Origin of the sequence: Thermoactinomyces sp. CICC 10521, from assembly GCF_016055135.1 — a bacterium.
Lineage (GTDB): Bacteria > Bacillota > Bacilli > Thermoactinomycetales > Thermoactinomycetaceae > Thermoactinomyces_A > Thermoactinomyces_A daqus.
Map to the genome: position 1 here is coordinate 79954 of NZ_JAECVZ010000009.1, position 18496 is coordinate 98449.

Here is an 18496-nt window from a genome sequence, read left to right on the forward strand (position 1 = left end):
TGCCCGCGGTCAGTGAACCAGCTCAAGAAGGGGGTTGACCAGTTTGTCTGCATCACAAAATCAAGCTGTGAAAGAGAATCATGGTGCGAAAAAAGTGAGACAAATGAATTTTCGCTGGTGGTTTGCCGTTTGCTTATGGGTTTTGCTCTTAATCTCCTACATCGACCGGACCAATATTTCCATCGCCGGTCCCGAGATGGTCAAGGACGGAGTGGTCACGGAGAGTGCACTCGCTCTTGCCAATAGCCTGTTTCTCTTTATGTACGGATTGTCCAATCTGTTCGGCGGTTACCTGGGTGATCGCTTCGGGCCGAGAAAAGTCGCCTTGTTCGCGCTGATCTGGTGGTCGCTCATGACCTTGTTCACCGGTTTTGTCTGGAGTTCATTGGCGCTCGTTTTTTCACGGGTTCTCCTGGGGTTGGGGGAAGGGATGCACTGGCCGCTCAACTCAAAGTGGGTCAAAGAGTGGTTCCCGTCCCATGAACGTGCTCGCGCAAACATGTTCTGGGAATTCGGGCTGACGATGGGGCCGATTATCACCGGGCCGTTTGTGACCTGGCTCATCCTGTCAACTGGCACATGGAAAACCCCGTTTATCGTGATGGCTGTCATCGGGATCATCATCATGGCCCCGATTCTTTGGAGTATTGCGAAGGACCGGCCGGAGGAAAGCCGTTTTGTTTCCGCGGAGGAGCTCGCCTATATTCAAAAGGGGCGCAAGGATGAAAGCGCCTCCAGCGTGGGTGTCGGCGATGTTTTAAGAAAAGCGGATTTTTGGCTGCTTTTGATCAACTGGTCGGGGATGGCGACGGTCTTTTACGGAATTTTATTCTGGCTTCCCTCCTATCTGATGAAGGTGCGCCATCTTTCCCTTCATATGACCGGATTTTGGTACATGCTGCCCTATATCTTGATGACAATTGCCATTATTTTGACCGCTGTTGCCAGCGACCGCCTGATGAAACGTTCCATCTTTGCCGGGATTGGAACCATCATTGCCGGTGTGGGGCTCTTTTTGGGAACGCATACGGATAATCTCGTGCTGGCGATGCTGCTCATCTCCGTATCGGCCGCGATGAACGGCGTGGTTTTACCCACGATTTGGAGTTCGCTGCAACGCATGTTTCCCAGCCAAAATGTCGGAATCGGCGCAGGGCTGTTAAACGGGTTGGAAAACATCATCGCTGCGGTGGGGACGTATATTCTCGGCCTTTCGTTTAATGTCGGTTTTTCCTACCTGATCATCTTCGCCCTGATCGGCGGCATCAGCGGGCTGATTCTGGCGAAACGCGGGTATTGAGAAAAAATCGTTGACAGGCATGGTCTTTTCGGTTATAAACAATTCTATATAATGGATCGGTTGACGCAATGATGGAGTGAGTAAGCTTGGTTCCGGCGCCCAGAGAGCAGATTTCAGAGGCTGGAAGAATCTGCCGCCGCCCGGGCTGAACCCCGCCTCCTGAGCTTCCTGTGAAAAGCGGGACGGTTACCGCCGTTATCGGTTCGAGTGGGCGATCCGCTGCTGCTGGGCGGATTTGCCAATGAAGGTGGTACCGCGAAAGAACCTTTCGTCCTTCTGGGGATGAGGGGTTCTTTTCTTTTTTACTGTGAAAGTTTCCGATTTGACTGAGTTTCATCCGGGGCTTGCCGCAAAAGAGAGGAATATTTTCGATAAAAATGGTTGAAGGTGGTGGTATCCTTGCAGGGAAAACGCATGGTCATAAAGGTGGGATCGAGCAGCATAACGGAAGCCGGCGGAAAAATATCACAAGAGAAAATGAAAAGCTTGACAGCGCAAATGGCAAGTCTGATCCGGCAGGGGATGGAATTGATCCTGGTTTCATCCGGAGCCGTCGCTGCCGGATTGGAAAGACTGGGCTGGTCGCGTGCACAGATTACCATTCCCGAAAAACAAGCCGCTGCTGCAGTGGGACAAGGCATTTTAATCGGGATGTACCAGCAGCTCTTCGCGGCTGAACAGATTCAGATCGCCCAGCTTTTGCTGACACGTGCGGATGTGGAGGATCGCAAGCGGTACATCCATATTCGGAATACGGTTGAAACCTTGCTGCGCCGGGGCATTTTGCCCATTGTCAATGAGAATGACACCGTGGCAGTGGATGAAATCCGCTTTGGCGATAACGATACGCTGGGCAGCCTTGTTGCGTTGGTGGCGGAGGCGGATGCGCTTGTGATGCTGACAGACATCGACGGATTGTATACATCCAATCCGGCCCGGGACCCGAATGCGCGGCGGATTTCTGAAGTGACGGAGATTACGCCCGGTTTAAAAGCGATGGCGGGTCAAAGCATCAGCCGGGTTGGAACCGGCGGCATGCAGACCAAGCTGGCAGCAGCCGAAATTGCCACGCAGTCGGGGATTGAGACCTTTATCGCATCAAGTCAGGAGCCGGACGTATTAACGAAAATCGTTTCCCGGCAACAGGTGGGGACGCGGTTTTTTCCCCACCACCGTCTCTCGGGAAAAAAGTCCTGGCTCGCCTACGGCACGAGAGTGGAAGGAAGTGTCACCGTCGATGCAGGTGCTGCTGAGGCTTTGATCGATGGTTATGGCAGCCTCCTCCTCGCGGGGGTGGAAAAGGTGAGTGGGGAGTTTTTGGAAGGTGCGGCTGTTGCGATCAGGAAAGCAGACGGAGAGGAGATCGGCAAGGGAATCGTCCATTTCTCCAGCTTTGATTTGCGGTTGCTTCTGGAGAGAAAAAAAGTGGAGAAAAAGCAAAGCCACTATCCGGTCGTCATCCATCGGGATGCACTGGTGATTCTTGTGAAAGAGGGGAATCAGTGATGACACAAAATGAATTGCAGCGTTATGTGATTGAAAAGACGGAGAGAGCTAAACAGGCCTCCCGAAAGCTGGTTCTTTGCACCACCGAGGAGAAAAATGAGGCACTCCTTGAGATGGCAGATACACTGTGGCGGGAACGGGAGAGAATCCTTATGGCAAACCAAAAAGATATCCAGGCGGCCAGAGCAGCAGGAACGCCGGAGGGTAAGCTGGATCGGTTACGCTTGAACGAATCCCGTTTGCTGGAGATGATCGAAGGTCTCAGGCAGATTGTCGAACTGGATGATCCGGTGGGAGAGGTGCTGGAAACCTTCCAGCGGCCAAACGGGCTGAAAGTGGAGAAGGTGCGCGTTCCTTTCGGGGTCATTGCCATGGTGTATGAATCGAGGCCCAACGTTACCGTCGATGCGGCCGGGCTGGCCCTGAAAACGGGAAATGCCGTGGTTTTGCGCGGGGGAAAAGAAGCGCTTCGCTCCAATCATGCCCTGATCGAAGCATTGACAAAAGGGTTGCGCCAGTCGAACGTGCCCCCGGAGGCGATTCATTTTATTGACCGCCCGGAACGGGAGACGGTCGATTTTCTCATTCGCGCCAAAAATACGGTCGACTTGGCCATTCCGCGCGGGGGAGCCGGATTGATTCAGCGCGTCATCCAAAATGCGCTGGTTCCCGTGATTGAGACGGGAGTGGGCAACTGCCACGTCTATGTCCATCAGGCGGCTGATCCGGAGCGGGCCACCCGAATTGTTGTCAATGCCAAAACCGGAAGGCCATCGGTGTGCAACAGCATCGAGACCGTATTGGTCGACGAAGCGATCGCTCCTGTCTGGCTCCCGCAAGCAAGCAGGGATCTGGCTGAAAAAGGCGTTGAACTGCGTGGATGCGAAAAGACATGCGAAATTCTGCGCCACACTCCGGGATTAAAACTGGTGCCCGCTTCGGAGGCGGATTATGCGACCGAATTTCTCGATCTGACGCTGGCGGTGAAAGTGGTATCCGGACTGGAAGAAGCAGTTGCGCACATAGAAAAGTTTGGCACCCGCCATTCGGAAGCGATTGTGACCGAAGACAACGAAGCGGCGAAAGCGTTTCTGGCACAGGTGGATGCTGCTGCGGTGTACCATAATGCATCCACCCGCTTTACCGACGGCTTTGAGTTTGGCTATGGAGCGGAAATCGGCATTTCCACGCAAAAGTTGCATGCGCGGGGACCGATGGGACTGAAGGAATTAACCAGTTATAAATACCGGATCCGCGGAACCGGGCAAGTGAGAGAGTAGCTGAGCAGCGGAATTCCGTCGCAAAGAAGCGGCGGAATTTTTTCTGTGACACATACGGCCGGACTGAGACCGGATTGTGAACATCAAGTGTGATTGTTTTTAAAATAAATATATAATAGGATTAGTCTGTCGATTTTTCCGGGAATGTTGATGAGACAAATACCGGGCTGATCTCCGATGACGCGCTTGTACTTTCTCCGTTAAAACCAAAGATGAGGGGAATCCTCTTCTATGAAAATCGCTTTTGTCAGCTGCTCGAAAATGAAAAGGGAGATTCGCTGCCCCGCCTGCGAAATGTTTACTTCCGCGCTGTTTCGCAAAGCTTTTTCCTATTGCAAAGATCATTATGACCAAGTCTATATTCTTTCCGCCCACTACGGGTTGTTGCATGAAAAGCAGATGATTGCCCCTTTTGACCGGGCGATGCGCCAGTTAAGTGCGTCACAGCGCCGGGATTGGGCAGTGCGCGTTCATATTCAACTGCTCGATCAACTGCGCAAACAGTCGATCGCCTGGGAAGAGATCGAGTTGGTTGCTTTTTATGCCGGGGAGGATTATCGCACTTTTTTAATTGAGTTGTTTCCTGAAACGATTCCTGTGGCGGTTCCGCTCGCAGGATTGCCCATCGGAAAGCAGCTGCGGTTTTTTAAGGAGCAGGGTTATTGAGCAGTGTTTTTCCGCCGTGTTGTAAACATGACAAAGGGAGTCTCCCGAAGCGCGGGAGACCCCCTTTTTTCTGTGTCAGTGTTTTCCTTTTGGATAACTGACCATGTTGACAAACATCCGGTAAGCACCGGGTACCTGATTCTGGATTTCCCGATACCAGACCATGGAGGTGTACAGATAGGTGCCTTTCCCGTAATCGGCCACTAACAGCCCGCTGTCGAACGGTTTTTCCCCGGGATCAGCCATCGAGAAGAGGGGAACATAGTGCTGCCGGTCCCAGTCAGAGGGAAAATAGACTGCCCTCTCTTGCACCCAGCCGTCAAAATCGGCGGAAGTGATGGGATTGGGCCATTGCAACAAGGGATGATCCGGTTTTAAAAAGGTGACCGGTGCCGTTTCATCGGTGACCCGCCAGTTGATTGGCGGATCGCCGGGTGTGAGCGGATAGGGAGCGAGCTCCGGTTTCCAGCGGTCGGTCGGCTTATGGTATTGCATGACCACATGGCCGCCGTTTTTTACGTAATCGAGAAGACGCTGATTGTTGGCCAGCAGGTCATCCCGCGACAGATAAGCGCGAATCCCGACAACGATCGTATCATATACGCTTAAATCCCCGTTTTTCAGGTCATCCTCAGTCAGCATTGTCACGTGCAACCCGGCTTGCCGCAAATGTTCGGCAACATCGTCAAAGCCGCTGTCCACATAGCCGATGTTTAAGGACGGGTCAAGTTTGAGAGGAAAGGCATTCAACTTGATGGCTGCATCGGTGATGTAGTAGCTGGTGCCGATGTGAGGGTAGGAGATGCGTTCCACCTGGGCATGGAACTTGTGGTTGCCGACGGCGGCGGTGACCGGAATCTGGTATTGCTGAGCTTTTAACGGCCCGGTGGCCTGAATGCGGACGGTAAAGTTTTTGGTTTCATCCGCTTTGGCAAATTGCACGTTCCATTTTGCCGGAGTTGCCTTGAAGCCTTTTGGCAAGTCCAGAGAGATCGTTCCCTGGCTGGGGCCGTTTTTATAATTGGTCACTTTAATCGCAATCGTTTGCTCAGGTTGTGTCGCTTCCGTATTCAGAATGCTCGCTTCGGGGGTGAGTGTGATCCCCCAATCCGGCAGCAGGGCGGGTGTAAAGGTCAGCGGATCGGCGGTAATTTGCTCGGTCACTTTTTGTCCTCCGATCAGGTAAGACAGATCCACTTGCAAAACCGGAGGATGATAGGGATGGAAATACGATTCGGGATTGGCGGGAGCGGTCATCGCAAAGGAAACAGTCATTTCTCCTTTGGAAGGGAGAAAGGTTCGATAAGGCTTCATCGCGAATTTCCATCCGCCTGCGGGTTGCAGGGGGTGGATCCGGACCTGATGAATGGCGTTGTTTCCGGTATTGTTCAGCTGTAGTTTGACAGTGGAGGTGGAGCCTGGGGTCCAGACGTCGCGGTCGAGGGTCACGCGGGTTTGGATGCCTGCGGCGATGGTGATCACATGTTGCAGTTGCTGTTCTTTGATGTTCAGGCGGTACAAGAGGTCATCTTTTTGTTCGTGATTTAACGGGGCGTGGGCAGCCAATTCCTTGGCCATTCGCGTCATGCTTAATGCCTTGACAGCGGCGGCAGTCACCTCAGGCCTGTTCGGATAGGCGTTCTGGGTTCGTTCGTACTGGGTTTGCAGATGAGTTAACGTCGTTTTCAGGGCCGGGTCTTTTACCTGGCTGGCGTAACTTTTAAAATCATAGGGCAGTGAATCGAACAGGGACGTCTCCGGTCCGGTTGCGCTGACGGAAGAACGGATCAATTCCAGGGAGATATACTGGTCAGCCACGGGCAGGTCGCGCCCCATCCCCTGGCTTTTGTGTTTTTTGCGTGATTCCTCTCCCAATTGGGGATAGGTGAGTCCGTATACCGGATCGACTTTTCCGCCGACATTAAAGCGCAGCGTTTCGTGCCCGTCTGTTCCCGGCAGATAAAGTTTTTTCACTTGCCAGGGTTTCAGCCCGGCTTTGATCTGTTCGGGAAAAACACTGGGATCGGCGGCATCTTTAAAGGCGCGCACCGTCAGTTCGCTGATCGCCCGATGATGGCCGTGTTCGGTCGGGACATCGCGGAAAGAGGGCATGATAATATCCGGGCGCTCTTGGCGGATCCGGCGGATCAACCGTTCGTACGTCAGGGTTTCACCCCATTTTTTCAAGGTTTCTTCGGGTGATTTGGAAAAACCGAAGTCATAGATCGGGTCATTTAAGTCTTCACTCAGCATGAACAGATGAACATCCAGCACTTTGGCGGCTTCCTGCAATTCGCGGCTGCGAATAATTCCCAGTGCATTTCCGAGTTCGGGTCCGATCTCATTTTGACCGCCTTCGCCGCGGTTGGCCAGGACACTGATCGTCCGTACCCCTTTACCCAATGACAGATAAGCGAGCAGAGCGCTGTTCTCATCATCGGGGTGAGCGCCGGTGTTCATAAAGTTGACGATGGTGTCGAGCGGACGCAGTGCTTTCCACAGTTCCTGATCCGGTTCGGATGCAGTGGAAAACGCGACGGAGCGTGAGGGGGAGGCCAAGGGGAATAACAGAACGAAAACGAGCAGCAGAGCGATCAAAACCCGCTTGCGTGACATTTTCATGCTTTTTCCTCCTCGGATTAAAATTGGTTGCCTGACCCGGGATGTTGTGAAAGCAGTTTTCTTGATCTTTATTTTGTGAAATGGAATGAAAGTTTATTTTTATCTGTATATTTATTTAACCAGAAGCCGGTTTTCGTTTTCAAATTCGGGAATCGAAGAAATGAAGAGAAAGAAAGAGAATGGAAATCGATCATAAAGGCGATTGAGCCAACACGACAATTGATTGACTAGTATTTTATTTCATAATTATCGTATTTTTGTGTAATATAAGTAGAGAGGAAGTTTTTGGCGGATGATGAAGGAGGAAAAAGGAGGGGTTTGATGAAGAAAAGATGGCGCTGTTGGCTGAGCGGTGCCCTCGTTTTTCTGTTTGTGACCGGTTGTTTGGCCACCACGCCTCCGTCCGCCGACAAAGGCGGTTTGGAAGAAAAGGTTGTCGTCTACTCTCCCCACGGCAAAGAGATCTTGCAGGAGTTTGAAAAACGGTTTGAACAAGCGCATCCCCATGTCGATGTAGAGTGGCTGGATATCGGTTCGCAGGAGATTTTGGACCGCGTTCGGTCGGAAAGGGAAAATCCACAAGCGGACGTGTGGTGGGGAGCGCCGTCGGTCATGTTTGAAAAGGCAAGGGAGGAAGGATTGCTTCAACCCTATCATCCCTCTTACAGCAAGGCGTTGCCCAGGCAATTCCGTGCTGTGGATGACAGTTGGACAGGAACCAGTCAAACCCCGGAAGTGATCATGTACAATTCACAGAAGGTCTCTCCTTCCGAAGCTCCGAAGGACTGGGATGACCTGCTCGACCCCAAGTGGAAAGGGAAAATCATTATCCGCTATCCGCTTGCCTCAGGGACGATGCGCACCATTTTCAGTGCGATGATTTATCGTTTCGAGCAACAGGATCACAGCCCGCAAAAGGGCTATGAATGGCTGAGAAAACTCGATGCCAATACCCATTCCTATGCGGCCAATCCGGAAATTATGTACAACCAGATCGCACGCGGTGAGGGAGTCATTACGGTGTGGGATATGCCGGATACCGTGATGCTGAAGGAAAAGAAACATTACCCGTTTGATTACGTGATTCCCAAAAGCGGAACCCCTGTTCTGACTGAAGGAATCGCCATTATAAAGGGAGCAAAACATCCAAAGGCCGCTGAGGCTTTTTATGAATTTGTCAATACGCAGGAGTCGATGAGATACTTGGCGGAACAATATTATCGCATTCCGACACGCACGGACGTGACCGGATTGCCGGAGTGGATCAAGGATAGCAAGATTACGCCGATGGATCTTGATTTCAAACTTGTGCAGGCAAAAGAACAAGAGTGGATGAATTACTGGGAACAGAATATCAAAAACAAATCAAAATAACAGTGCCGAAATCCGGATGGGAGGCAGCCATGAGCAGTGTTCGCTTTGAAGCGGTTACCAAGCGCTTTCAGGATGTCATCGGAGTGGCAAACTTGAATCTGGAGATCAGGAACGGAGAATTTTTTACTTTGCTCGGTCCCAGTGGCTGCGGGAAAACAACGACCCTGCGCATGATTGCCGGTTTTACCTTCCCGAGTGAAGGGAGGATTTTTCTGGGAGAACGGGAGATCACTTCCGTCCCGCCGCATAAGCGCAATACGGGAATGGTTTTTCAAAATTACGCTTTGTTTCCACATATGACGGTGATGGAAAATGTGGCCTTTGGGCTTACTGTCCGCAAACTTTCCAAACCGGAACGAACAAAACGGGTGAAAGACATTTTGCAGCGCGTACGCTTGGAGGGTTTTGAAGATCGCAAAATATCCGAACTCAGCGGCGGGCAGCAGCAACGGGTGGCGCTGGCCCGTGCCCTGGTGATTCGGCCGAGCATTCTGCTGCTGGATGAACCCTTGAGCAATTTGGATGCACGTTTGCGGGAGGAGATGCGGTCGGAGATTTTGGCGCTGCACCGCTCGTTCGGCATCACGACCGTCTATGTGACTCATGATCAGACAGAAGCGCTCACGATGAGCGACCGCATTGCCGTTTTTCAGAGAGGAACATGCCAACAGGTAGGAACCCCGGAGGAAATTTACCAATCCCCGAAGAATGCGTTTGTCGCTTCTTTCGTCGGTGAGACCAATCTCTTGCCTGCGACTGTGCTCAAACGGGAAGGTGATTCGGTTTTGGTTTGCGCTGCCTCCGCCCTGTTTGAAGTGCCCGTAACGGCGGTGGAAGGGGAGGCGGCGGTCGGGGAAACCATGTGGCTGTCGATTCGCCCGGAAGCGGTGGAAATCGTAACCGGGCCCGGGAGCAATACGATTTCCGTAACGACGGAGCTGATTCAGTTTATGGGTTTTTCCATTCACTGCACGGCGAAAGCGGAGGATGGAACCCGCTTGCGTTCGTTGATCCTCAATCACCGCTTTCAGGGAATGAAAGAAGGGGAGGCGCTGTTCTTTCACTTTCCCGCAGAACGATTGCGACTGTTTGCCCAAAGGGGAGAGGAGGAATGAGGAGAAAAGCGGAGATTGTGCTGCGGCATGTTTGGCGGAATCGAACCACCTGGATTTTATTGCTGCCGGTTCTGTTTGTGCTGATCGGTTATGTACTCTATCCGACATGGCAAACTTTTGTGAACAGCATCCGGTTTAACGGTCACTGGGGATTTGAGTTATACCGCCGTTTTTTCACCGGCGACAGCCTGTCCAATTTGGAAGCGTTGTGGAACAGCGTCTATCTGTCTCTGCTAAGCGTGATTTTCAGCGCATTGATCGGGGTTCCTCTGGCGCTGATCTTCCACCGGTACGATTTTCCCGGGAGGCGCCTGTTTCAGATGGCGGCCGTGATGCCCATGGTTTTGCCGTCTTTGGTGGGGGTAATGTCTTTTCTTTTTCTGTACGGGGAATCAGGTCTGGTGACACGGACCGTGCAGCATTTGCTCGGGCTCAGCACACCGCCGTTTACGCTGTCGGGTGTGCCAGGAATCTTGCTTGTTCACACTTACACCATGTATGTTTATTTTTATCTGACGGTTTCATCGGCGCTTCAGGGGTTGAATCCGTCTGTTGAAGAGGCTGCCGTCAATCTGGGGGCCGGGCCGTGGACCGTGTTTCGCAAGATCACCCTGCCGCTGCTCACCCCGTCGCTGATTGCCGCGTCCCTGCTCGTGTTTATGACCTCGATGGCTTCCTTTTCCGCCCCTTTTCTGCTGGCTGGCGGATACCGCGTGCTCAGCCTGCAGATCTATTTTTCCAAATTGAACGGGGATATGCAGATGGCGGCTGTCCAGTCGGTGATCTTGTCCGTCGTCTCGATTTCCTTTTTGCTGTTTATGCGGTGGCATCAAGGACGGCGGGATTATCATATATCGGAAAAAGGGGTGAGCGGGCGGCGGAGGGAAGTGCGCAATCCTTATGTCAAATGGCTGCTGGTCTTTTTGGGCATCCTCATGGTGGCGGTGCTGTTGCTGCCGCATTTCACCCTGATCCTGCTGTCATTTGTGCCGGAAGGGACGTGGACATATCAGACATATCCGACGGAATTCAGCTTGGAAAATTACATTCTGCTCATGAAAGATCCCTCGATTTGGGAACCGATCCGCAACAGTTTGTGGATGGCCGCTCTGGCCACGGCCGGCAATCTCCTGTTCGGCGTTTTGACGGCGTACCTGTTGGTGAAACGGAAATTTCGCGGCAAAAACCTGCTGGATATTCTCGTGATGCTGCCTTGGGCATTGCCGGCGACGGTCGTGGCGATGAACCTGATTTTTGCCTTTAATGTCCCTGCTTTTTTCGGATTTGGCCATGTTTTGGTCGGGACTTTTTGGATTTTGCCGCTCGCTTATTTTATCCGTCATATTCCCTTGGTCGTGCGGCCGACCAGTGCGGCGTTTGCCCAACTGGACGACTCGCTGGAGGAGGCGGCCCGAAATCTCGGGGCTGGATGGTTTACCGCTTTTCGCCGCGTGATCTTGCCGCTGGTGCTTCCCGGGATGATGGCCGGTGCATTGCTGGCTTTTGTGACGGCTGTCGGTGAATTTGTTTCTTCCGTTCTTCTCTATACCATCGATAATCGGCCGATCTCGATCGAGATCATGAATCAGTTGCGCATGTTTAACCTGGGTCAGGCTTCCGCTTATGCGGTATATCAGATTTTGTTGATCGCGCTGGTCATGTTTGTCTCCAATCGGTTCTTAGGCGTCAAGATGCAAAATACCCTTTAAACAGACATGCTCTTTTCGACACATCGACATCTTCACAATAAAAAGGGGAGACGGCACATGCGCCTCTGTGACCGGATTGCCCGGGAAGACGGAAGCGTTTTCCCCGGCAAAACCTATGCAGAATCCATTCTGCGCCCGGTTTTCGAACTGCAGCGCGATCATTTGTATCATGCTATGATGGAAGTTCAGCGCGCCCATGTCCGGATGCTGTTTGATGCGGAGATTCTTTCCAGGCAGGAAGCGGCGCAAATGCTTCGGGCGATCGGGAAAATCCGGGAGAAAGGCAGTCAGGCATTGGCTTATGATCCACGCCATGAAGATCTCTTTTTCCTGCTGGAAGCGAAAATCGCCGGGGAGATCGGGGATGACCTGGCCGGCAATATGCACATAGGACGAAGCCGGAACGATTTGGGCGTCACCGTTTTCCGGATGGTGTTGAGAGACAGGTTGCTGGCGCTGATCCGGCAGCTGTTGCGGTTGAAAAAAACGTTGCTGGAATTGAGCGGGGAGCACGTTTCCACGTTAATGCCGGCTCATACCCATACCCAGCCGGCACAACCGATTACGCTCGCGCATTATCTGCTGGCGGTGTTTGACGGACTGCGCCGCGAAACGGAACGATGCTGGAGTGCGTACAAAACGGTAAACCGGAGCCCGATGGGAGCGGCTGCTCTCTCTGCAACGGGCTTTCCGATTATCCGGCAGACGGTATGTGATTGGCTCGGTTTTTCCGAAGTGATTGAAAATACCTATGATGCGATTGGCGGAGCCGACTATTTGGTGGAAACGGCCACTTCAGCTTTATCGTTGATGACGTTTTTGGGGCGCTTTTTGCACAATTTGTTGTTTTGGTGCACGAAAGAAGCCGGGGTGATCCGCGTTGCCGACCCGTATGTGCAGGTGAGCAGCATCATGCCACAGAAACGGAACCCTGTCAGCCTGGAGCATGCCCGCGCTTTGTCGAGCAGCGCGATCGGTGAGGCGCAGGCGGTCGTGATGATGGTGCATAATACTCCGTTTGGCGATATTGTGGATACCGAGGAGAATCTGCAGCCCCACCTGTATCAGGCTCTGGAAAAGAGCGAGCGCGTTGTCCGCCTGCTAACGGCTGTTCTCGCCACCATGCAAGTCGACCGGGGCAAACTCCGCGCCGAGGCCGGAAAATATTGCTGTACCATCACAGAACTGGCCGATCATCTGTTCCGGACAGAGGGAATCCCGTTTCGCAAAGCCCATTCGATTGCCGCGTTTGTCGCTGCCAAGGCATCTTCGTCCCAACTCGGGCTCGCTCAGGTTCCGGTGGGGTGGGTGAACGATGCAGCGCTTAAGGTGACGGGGAAAGCACTGCATTTGGATGAGAAAATGTGGGGCAAAATCGCCGATCCTGAGTATTTTGTCAATAGGAGAGATCGCACTGGCGGGCCTGCACCCCAAGTGGTGACGGAAATGATCAGGAAGCGCGAGCGGATTTGGGAGTCGGAGAAAGCGAAATTGATGCAGGAGCGGCAGAGGCTGGCGAAAGCCGAAGCGGATCTCGACGCCAAGGTGAAGGAGTGCTGTCAGGGGGAATCGTAGAAAAAACTCTTGTCATTTCGGTTGCCCCCGGAAGCGGGAAGGTGAGGGAAACCTCGGGAGCCTGGTCCGGGGTTTTCTGTATTTTTCGGTTTCAAATGAAGGAAATGTGAAAGAACAAGAGAAAAGAAAACAGGGCAATATGACAGAAGGAGACGAAAAAGATGTTTGGGAAGATATTAGCCAGTTTGAACATCGGCGGAACCATTGTCGACACCATATTGGAGAAAAAAGAATTGCGCCAGGGGGAAAAGGTAGGCGGACAACTCCGTCTCGTCGGCGGGAAAAGCGAGCAGAAAATCAATAATGCCACATTAACCCTGGTGTGCGAATATCGCTATGACCATAAAAAATCGGTTAAACATACATGGAAACAGGTGAAAATCGGACCGATCGGAACGATCCGGCCGCAGGAAGAAAAAGTGATCCCCTTTCAGCTTGAAGTGCCGGAGACGATGCCTTGTACTTTTCACGATTATCTCCGGGAAGGATTTTGTACCAATTTAATCACCGATTTGGACATTCCCTTTGCCATCAATCCGCACGATAATGACGAGGTCACGATTCTGCCCCATCGCGATTTGCAATTATTGCTCGATATTCTGGAATCCTTGGGCATGAAAGTGGTCAAAATGAGCGGGCCGATGGTTCCCTTTGGTTCGACTGCGCCCGCTTTTCCATATTACCAATCGATTTCGCTTGAATCAGGCGGGCTGGTTTCGGCCACGGTGTCACTCCTGTGGAAAGGGAACGGTGAAATCAAATGCTTCCTCGGCCGGAACAGCCGGATGCTTAACATCTCAGCGAGTGATCACGAGGAAGGCGGAGAAAGGATGAAAGCGCTTTTTGAGAAGGAACTGGGGGTGGCAGAGAGGAAATTGGTGAACGAGGTTCTGGAACGCCTGGGCATTGATCGCGCCCCGGCCCGTTTTTACCGTTTGCGCATTCCGGAACGTTACCGCCCTTATTGCACCGAATTTTCGCTCGAATATTTGCATAAAAACCTTTTTGAACTTGAATTGGATCAGAAAAGGAAGGGACTTAAAAGTATGGTCGACGATATGCTCGACCTGGATGAGCGCAAGATCCGCTTCCGGGTAAATGAAGAGGATTTGCGCGATCGGGGAAAACGAATTGAAGCACTTATCATCGACTCTTTTGAACAGTTGAAACCAAACGGGACAGAAAAAAATACCTAATAATGAAAAACCGCTTCTGGATCCGCATTTTCAGAAGCGGTTTTTCATTTCCTTCCTGAACAGCTTCACAAGCCGGGAGAAGGGTCTTTTTGGTTGTTCAGGGCCCCGTTCCCCTGCAAACCTCGCAATTTTTCCAAAGGCATCTTTACTGAAGCATGTGGTTTAGCTTGTGTACATATTCCGGGCTTCCGCTGATGATCAAGCGGTCCCCGACCTGCAGCAAAGTGTCCCCGTGAGGGATGATCGCCTCATTTCCGCGAAAGATGCGGATGATGAGGGTGTCTCCGAGAAAGGGCAGATCGCGGACGCGCGTCAGATGGTATCGCTGGTTGGCCAGGGGGATTTCCATCAAATATCCCGCATCATCCGTTACCAGGCGGAACAGGGACGGATACTCGATCATCGCTTTGACCAGGGTTGTGTTGGAGAAGAAGGCGGAGGTGAACTGAATGCGCGAATCCTTCGCCGGCTGTTGCAATTTCGGGTCTTCCACGCGTGCGATCACTTGTTTGACGCCCTTTTTCTCCGCTGCCATCGCAATATCGACGTTTCGCCGGTCATCTGAAGTAAAAGCGATCACAATGTCTTTATCAAACACTTTTTGCTCATCGAGATGCTCGGGATCGGCAACCGGCATTTCGCAGATTTTAAACGGCCGGTCATTCATATGTTCCAAATTGGATTTGTCTGGTCCGTACAGCGTCACATCATAACCGTCTTCATGAAGATCGTGGGACAGTTTCAGGGTGACGGCATTAATGCCGACCAATGCGACCGAAGCTGTCTGTTTCTCTTCTGCATCCGGGATGATCCGCTGAAAGAGAATGGGGGACAAAATCGCTGTGACGACCGCGGCCAGAACCAATGCCGTATTCATGGTATTGGTGATGATCTGGAGGTCCATCCCGACTGCCGCTCCGGCGATAACCAGGCTTAAGGTGGATGTCAGCAAAAAGCCGGAGCCGATGGAGCTGCGCCAATCAAACCAGCGGCGGAAGATAAACACGACCAGCACTTTGGACAGGTAAAAAGATAACAGAAGAAGCGGAAACGTAATCAGGGCTTTCGGATCTTTAATCAGACTGATTAAATCGAGTTTGGCCCCTACCATCACAAAAAAGATGGGAATTAAAAAACCAAATCCAAAGGCCGTTAATTGGTTGACAAAAGATTTTTTGGGAGATAACAGGGAGACGATCATCCCGGCCAAAAAAGCGCCGAGAATGTTTTCGGCTCCAACGGTTTCCGAAAGAGCGACAAAAAACAGAATGAGGGCAAAAACGCCCCGCGTTCCGATAGAAATCGTTTCTTTTGAGATTTTTTCTGTCAGGTTGGCCGGTTTCAAGGTGTGGATCAAACGGTAGACCACAAAAAAGATGACGAAGAGCGACATCAGCAACAGGATGCTTTTAAATCCGGACGGAGATCGAAGCGATACATAAACAGCCAGCAAGATCATCGTTAAAAAATCAGCGATCACGGCAGTGACCAGAATGGATTGCCCCAGGGTGTTGCGGGCAATTCCCTTATCTTTGATGACCGGCAGGGTTACGCTGAGCGAAATGGTGGAGATGATGAGAGTCATAAAAAAGGGTGCCTTGACCAGCCCGAACACGTAAAAACTGATCGATAACCCAAATGCCAGCAGCATGATGCTCAAAAAACTGATGAATCCGATTGCCAGCGGATTGGGTGCTCCTTTTTCCTTTTTTCTTGACTGGAAGATCATATTGAAATCGATCTCCAGGCCGCTGAGAAACATCAGATAAATAATCCCCAGCATTGATAATAATTCCAGCCAGTTATCCTGATTGATTATGGAAAATCCGCTTTTGCCCAAAACGAGACCGACCACGATTTCCGCGACAACCACAGGGATAAAATTCCATTTGAGGCGGTGCAACACGATCGGGACGATAAAGGCGGCGATGACTACAATCATGAGGGAAATAAGTGAATGATGACCTTCCATAAATGCCTCCACAGCCAATTTTTATCCTGACACGAGGAAAGGTTTGAACAAAGTATTCCACAAGTTTGAAGGAAATAAGCGCAAAACAACCGATCTCAATGATAAAATAAATAAGGGGGAAAATCCCCTTTTTTAAGGGACGAAAAAGGAAGCGCAAAAGTTGCAGCATCCTTTTTTTGTGAAATGGTCATGGGATGTCGGGTTATGCCCCGCCAACAAATCAGGATGGTTTTGTGTTTCGATGGCGAAAGGATGTAAATTGAACGGTGAACGGAGGTTAAAAAAATGGCTCTGGATCCGCAGGTAAAGCAATTGCTTGAGCAATTGGGAAAGATGGAAGGGCCTGCCATTCATGAACTGGCTCCTGAAGAAAGCCGAAATTTGTTTCGCAACAGCGTGAAGCATTTTGCTGCACCTCCGGAAGCGGTCGCCAAGGTGGAGGATCGCCGGATTCCGGTAAAGGACGGCGAAATCGACATCCGCATCTATACCCCCTCGGGTGAGGGACCTTTTCCGGTTTTTGTCTATTTCCACGGAGGGGGATGGGTATTGGGGGATCTGGACACGCTTGATTCTCCCCTTCGCACCATTACCAACCGGGCGAACTGCGTGGTCGTCTCTGTCGATTATCGACTCGCTCCGGAACATAAATTTCCGACGGCGGTGGAAGATGGTTACCTTGCGACCAAGTGGGTTGCCGAAAATGCTGCCTCTTTCAGCGGGGACCCGCGGAGAATCGCGGTTGGCGGGGACAGTGCCGGGGGCAATATCGCGGCTGTCGTCGCGCTCATGGCCCGCGAAAAGAAAGAACCGGCGTTGTGTTTTCAGGTTTTGATCTATCCGGTCACCGATGTGTCGAAAAACTATCCGTCCTATTATGAGTTTGGAAAAGGCCTTTTCCTTACGGAAGAAGATATGTTGTATTTTGGCCGTCAATATCTGCGGACAGAGGCAGATCGATTCGATATCCATGTCTCACCCATGCTGGCCGAAGATTTAAGCGGCCTGCCTCCAGCCCTGGTGGTGACTGCGGAATACGATCCGCTTCGCGACGAAGGAGAAGCGTATGCCAGCCGGTTGGAGGAAGCCGGGGTACCTGTGGAGCTTTGCCGGTACGAAGGGATGATTCACGGATTTTTCAACATGACGAAAGTGCTTGATCAGGCCAATCATTTGGTGCAAAAAGTGGCTGACGTATTGAAGCGGGCATTTTGATCCCGCCAAACCCGGTGTGCCTTCCCTGTCAGTTGCCTTCCATCCGAATACTTATGCGATCAACCGGCCATAACTAGCCAAAAAAGAGAAAGGTGATGGGGAAGGACAATGAAAGATACGATCGAAGGCACGATGATCCCGGCAACGTCCATCAGAAGCGGAGTGAGTCAGGAGGTGGCTCCTAGTCTGTACTGTCAGACTCTGCAAATGGTAAATGTTTGTTTGATCGGCTCCGATGATCAACCGGGGAAATGGATTCTGGCAGATGCAGGGATGCCGGGGTCGGCGGATGAGATTGTTTCTGCCGCGAAGAAGTGGTTTGGCGACGATTGCAAGCCTGAAGCAATTGTGCTGACACACGGGCATTTCGACCATGTCGGGGCTGTTGTCGATCTGGTGGAAAAATGGGATGTACCGGTTTATGCGCATGAATTGGAATTGCCCTATTTAACGGGAAAGTCCAAATACCCCAAACCTGACCCCGCGGTGGAGGGAGGAATGGTGGCCAAACTATCCGCGCTCTTTCCGGTCGACCCTGTTGATTTGGGAAATCATGTGCGGAAACTCCCGTCAGACGGCAGGATACCGGGACTGTCCGGTTGGAAGTGGATTCATACACCGGGGCATACCCCCGGACATGTTTCCCTCTTCCGCGAAGCAGACCGCTCCCTTATTGCCGGTGATGCATTTTTGACGGTGAAACAGGATTCGCTGTTTAAAATGATCATGCAGGAGCCGGAAATCTGCGGACCACCGCGATACTGGACCACGGATTGGCAGGCCGCCCGTGAATCTGTCAGGCGTCTTGAAGCATTGAAGCCGTTACGGGTCGTGGCCGGACATGGCATGCCGATGAAAGGAGAGGCGCTCCGGCAAGGACTGGAGAAGCTGGCGAAAGAGTTTGACCGCATCGCCATCCCTGACTACGGCCGTTATGTGGATGGAGAGAACGGAGGAGGATAATCA

Annotated in this window: 13 protein-coding genes; 11 read left to right on the forward strand and 2 right to left on the reverse strand. The window is 51.9% G+C overall.

Going from position 1 to position 18496, the window contains the following annotated elements; translation table 11 throughout:
* The first annotated feature begins 43 nt into the window (after nt 1-43).
* From I8U17_RS08565 to I8U17_RS08580, 4 genes are all read left to right on the forward strand, one after another.
* Nucleotides 44-1300 carry an MFS transporter gene (locus I8U17_RS08565; RefSeq protein WP_232330988.1) on the forward strand — a complete coding sequence of 419 codons (1257 nt, stop codon included), beginning with the start codon at nt 44-46 and terminating at the stop codon, nt 1298-1300.
* Nucleotides 1301-1699: 399 nt separating this feature from the next.
* Entirely contained in the window at nt 1700-2806 is a 1107-nt protein-coding gene (proB, locus tag I8U17_RS08570) for a glutamate 5-kinase (RefSeq protein WP_198059280.1), read from the forward strand.
* Nucleotides 2806-4086 (forward strand): glutamate-5-semialdehyde dehydrogenase, encoded by a 1281-nt coding sequence (locus tag I8U17_RS08575; protein ID WP_198059281.1) that lies wholly within the window; start codon nt 2806-2808, stop codon nt 4084-4086. Before proB ends, I8U17_RS08575 begins: the two co-directional genes overlap by 1 nt.
* A 231-nt stretch (nt 4087-4317) precedes the next feature.
* Complete coding sequence (locus tag I8U17_RS08580; protein WP_198055061.1) at nt 4318-4752, forward strand: DUF6884 domain-containing protein; 435 nt, start codon at nt 4318-4320, stop codon at nt 4750-4752.
* 75 nt (nt 4753-4827) lie between these two features.
* On the opposite strand, the gene I8U17_RS08585 is transcribed toward I8U17_RS08580, so the two are convergent.
* Nucleotides 4828-7374: a PIG-L family deacetylase gene (locus I8U17_RS08585; RefSeq protein WP_198055060.1), complete on the reverse strand. Its 2547-nt coding sequence runs from the start codon at nt 7372-7374 to the stop codon at nt 4828-4830.
* 321 nt (nt 7375-7695) lie between these two features.
* Between I8U17_RS08585 and I8U17_RS08590 the strand changes: the two genes are divergently transcribed.
* The 5 genes from I8U17_RS08590 to I8U17_RS08610 all read left to right on the forward strand — a co-directional run bounded on the left by I8U17_RS08590 (nt 7696) and on the right by I8U17_RS08610 (nt 14343).
* Entirely contained in the window at nt 7696-8748 is a 1053-nt protein-coding gene (locus I8U17_RS08590) for an extracellular solute-binding protein (RefSeq protein WP_198055059.1), read from the forward strand.
* Between the two features lie 29 nt (nt 8749-8777).
* Nucleotides 8778-9863, forward strand: coding sequence for an ABC transporter ATP-binding protein (locus I8U17_RS08595; RefSeq protein WP_198059282.1), 1086 nt, complete (start codon nt 8778-8780; stop codon nt 9861-9863).
* A complete protein-coding gene (locus I8U17_RS08600) occupies nt 9860-11572 on the forward strand; it encodes an ABC transporter permease (RefSeq protein WP_198059283.1) in 1713 nt (570 codons plus the stop codon). Before I8U17_RS08595 ends, I8U17_RS08600 begins: the two co-directional genes overlap by 4 nt.
* A gap of 57 nt (nt 11573-11629) precedes the next feature.
* On the forward strand, nt 11630-13147 hold the full coding sequence (gene argH / locus I8U17_RS08605; RefSeq protein WP_033099267.1) for an argininosuccinate lyase: 1518 nt from the start codon (nt 11630-11632) through the stop codon (nt 13145-13147).
* Nucleotides 13148-13308: 161 nt separating this feature from the next.
* On the forward strand, nt 13309-14343 hold the full coding sequence (locus tag I8U17_RS08610; protein ID WP_198059284.1) for a sporulation protein: 1035 nt from the start codon (nt 13309-13311) through the stop codon (nt 14341-14343).
* Between the two features lie 145 nt (nt 14344-14488).
* Here the strand turns inward: I8U17_RS08610 and I8U17_RS08615 are convergent, their stop codons facing one another.
* Complete coding sequence (locus I8U17_RS08615) at nt 14489-16315, reverse strand: monovalent cation:proton antiporter family protein (protein ID WP_198059285.1); 1827 nt, start codon at nt 16313-16315, stop codon at nt 14489-14491.
* Between the two features lie 285 nt (nt 16316-16600).
* Between I8U17_RS08615 and I8U17_RS08620 the strand changes: the two genes are divergently transcribed.
* On the forward strand, nt 16601-17530 hold the full coding sequence (locus I8U17_RS08620; protein WP_198055054.1) for an alpha/beta hydrolase: 930 nt from the start codon (nt 16601-16603) through the stop codon (nt 17528-17530).
* A 108-nt stretch (nt 17531-17638) separates the two neighbouring features.
* Nucleotides 17639-18493, forward strand: a complete 855-nt coding sequence (locus tag I8U17_RS08625; RefSeq protein ID WP_198055053.1) for an MBL fold metallo-hydrolase — start codon at nt 17639-17641, stop codon at nt 18491-18493.
* Nucleotides 18494-18496 lie beyond the last annotated feature (3 nt).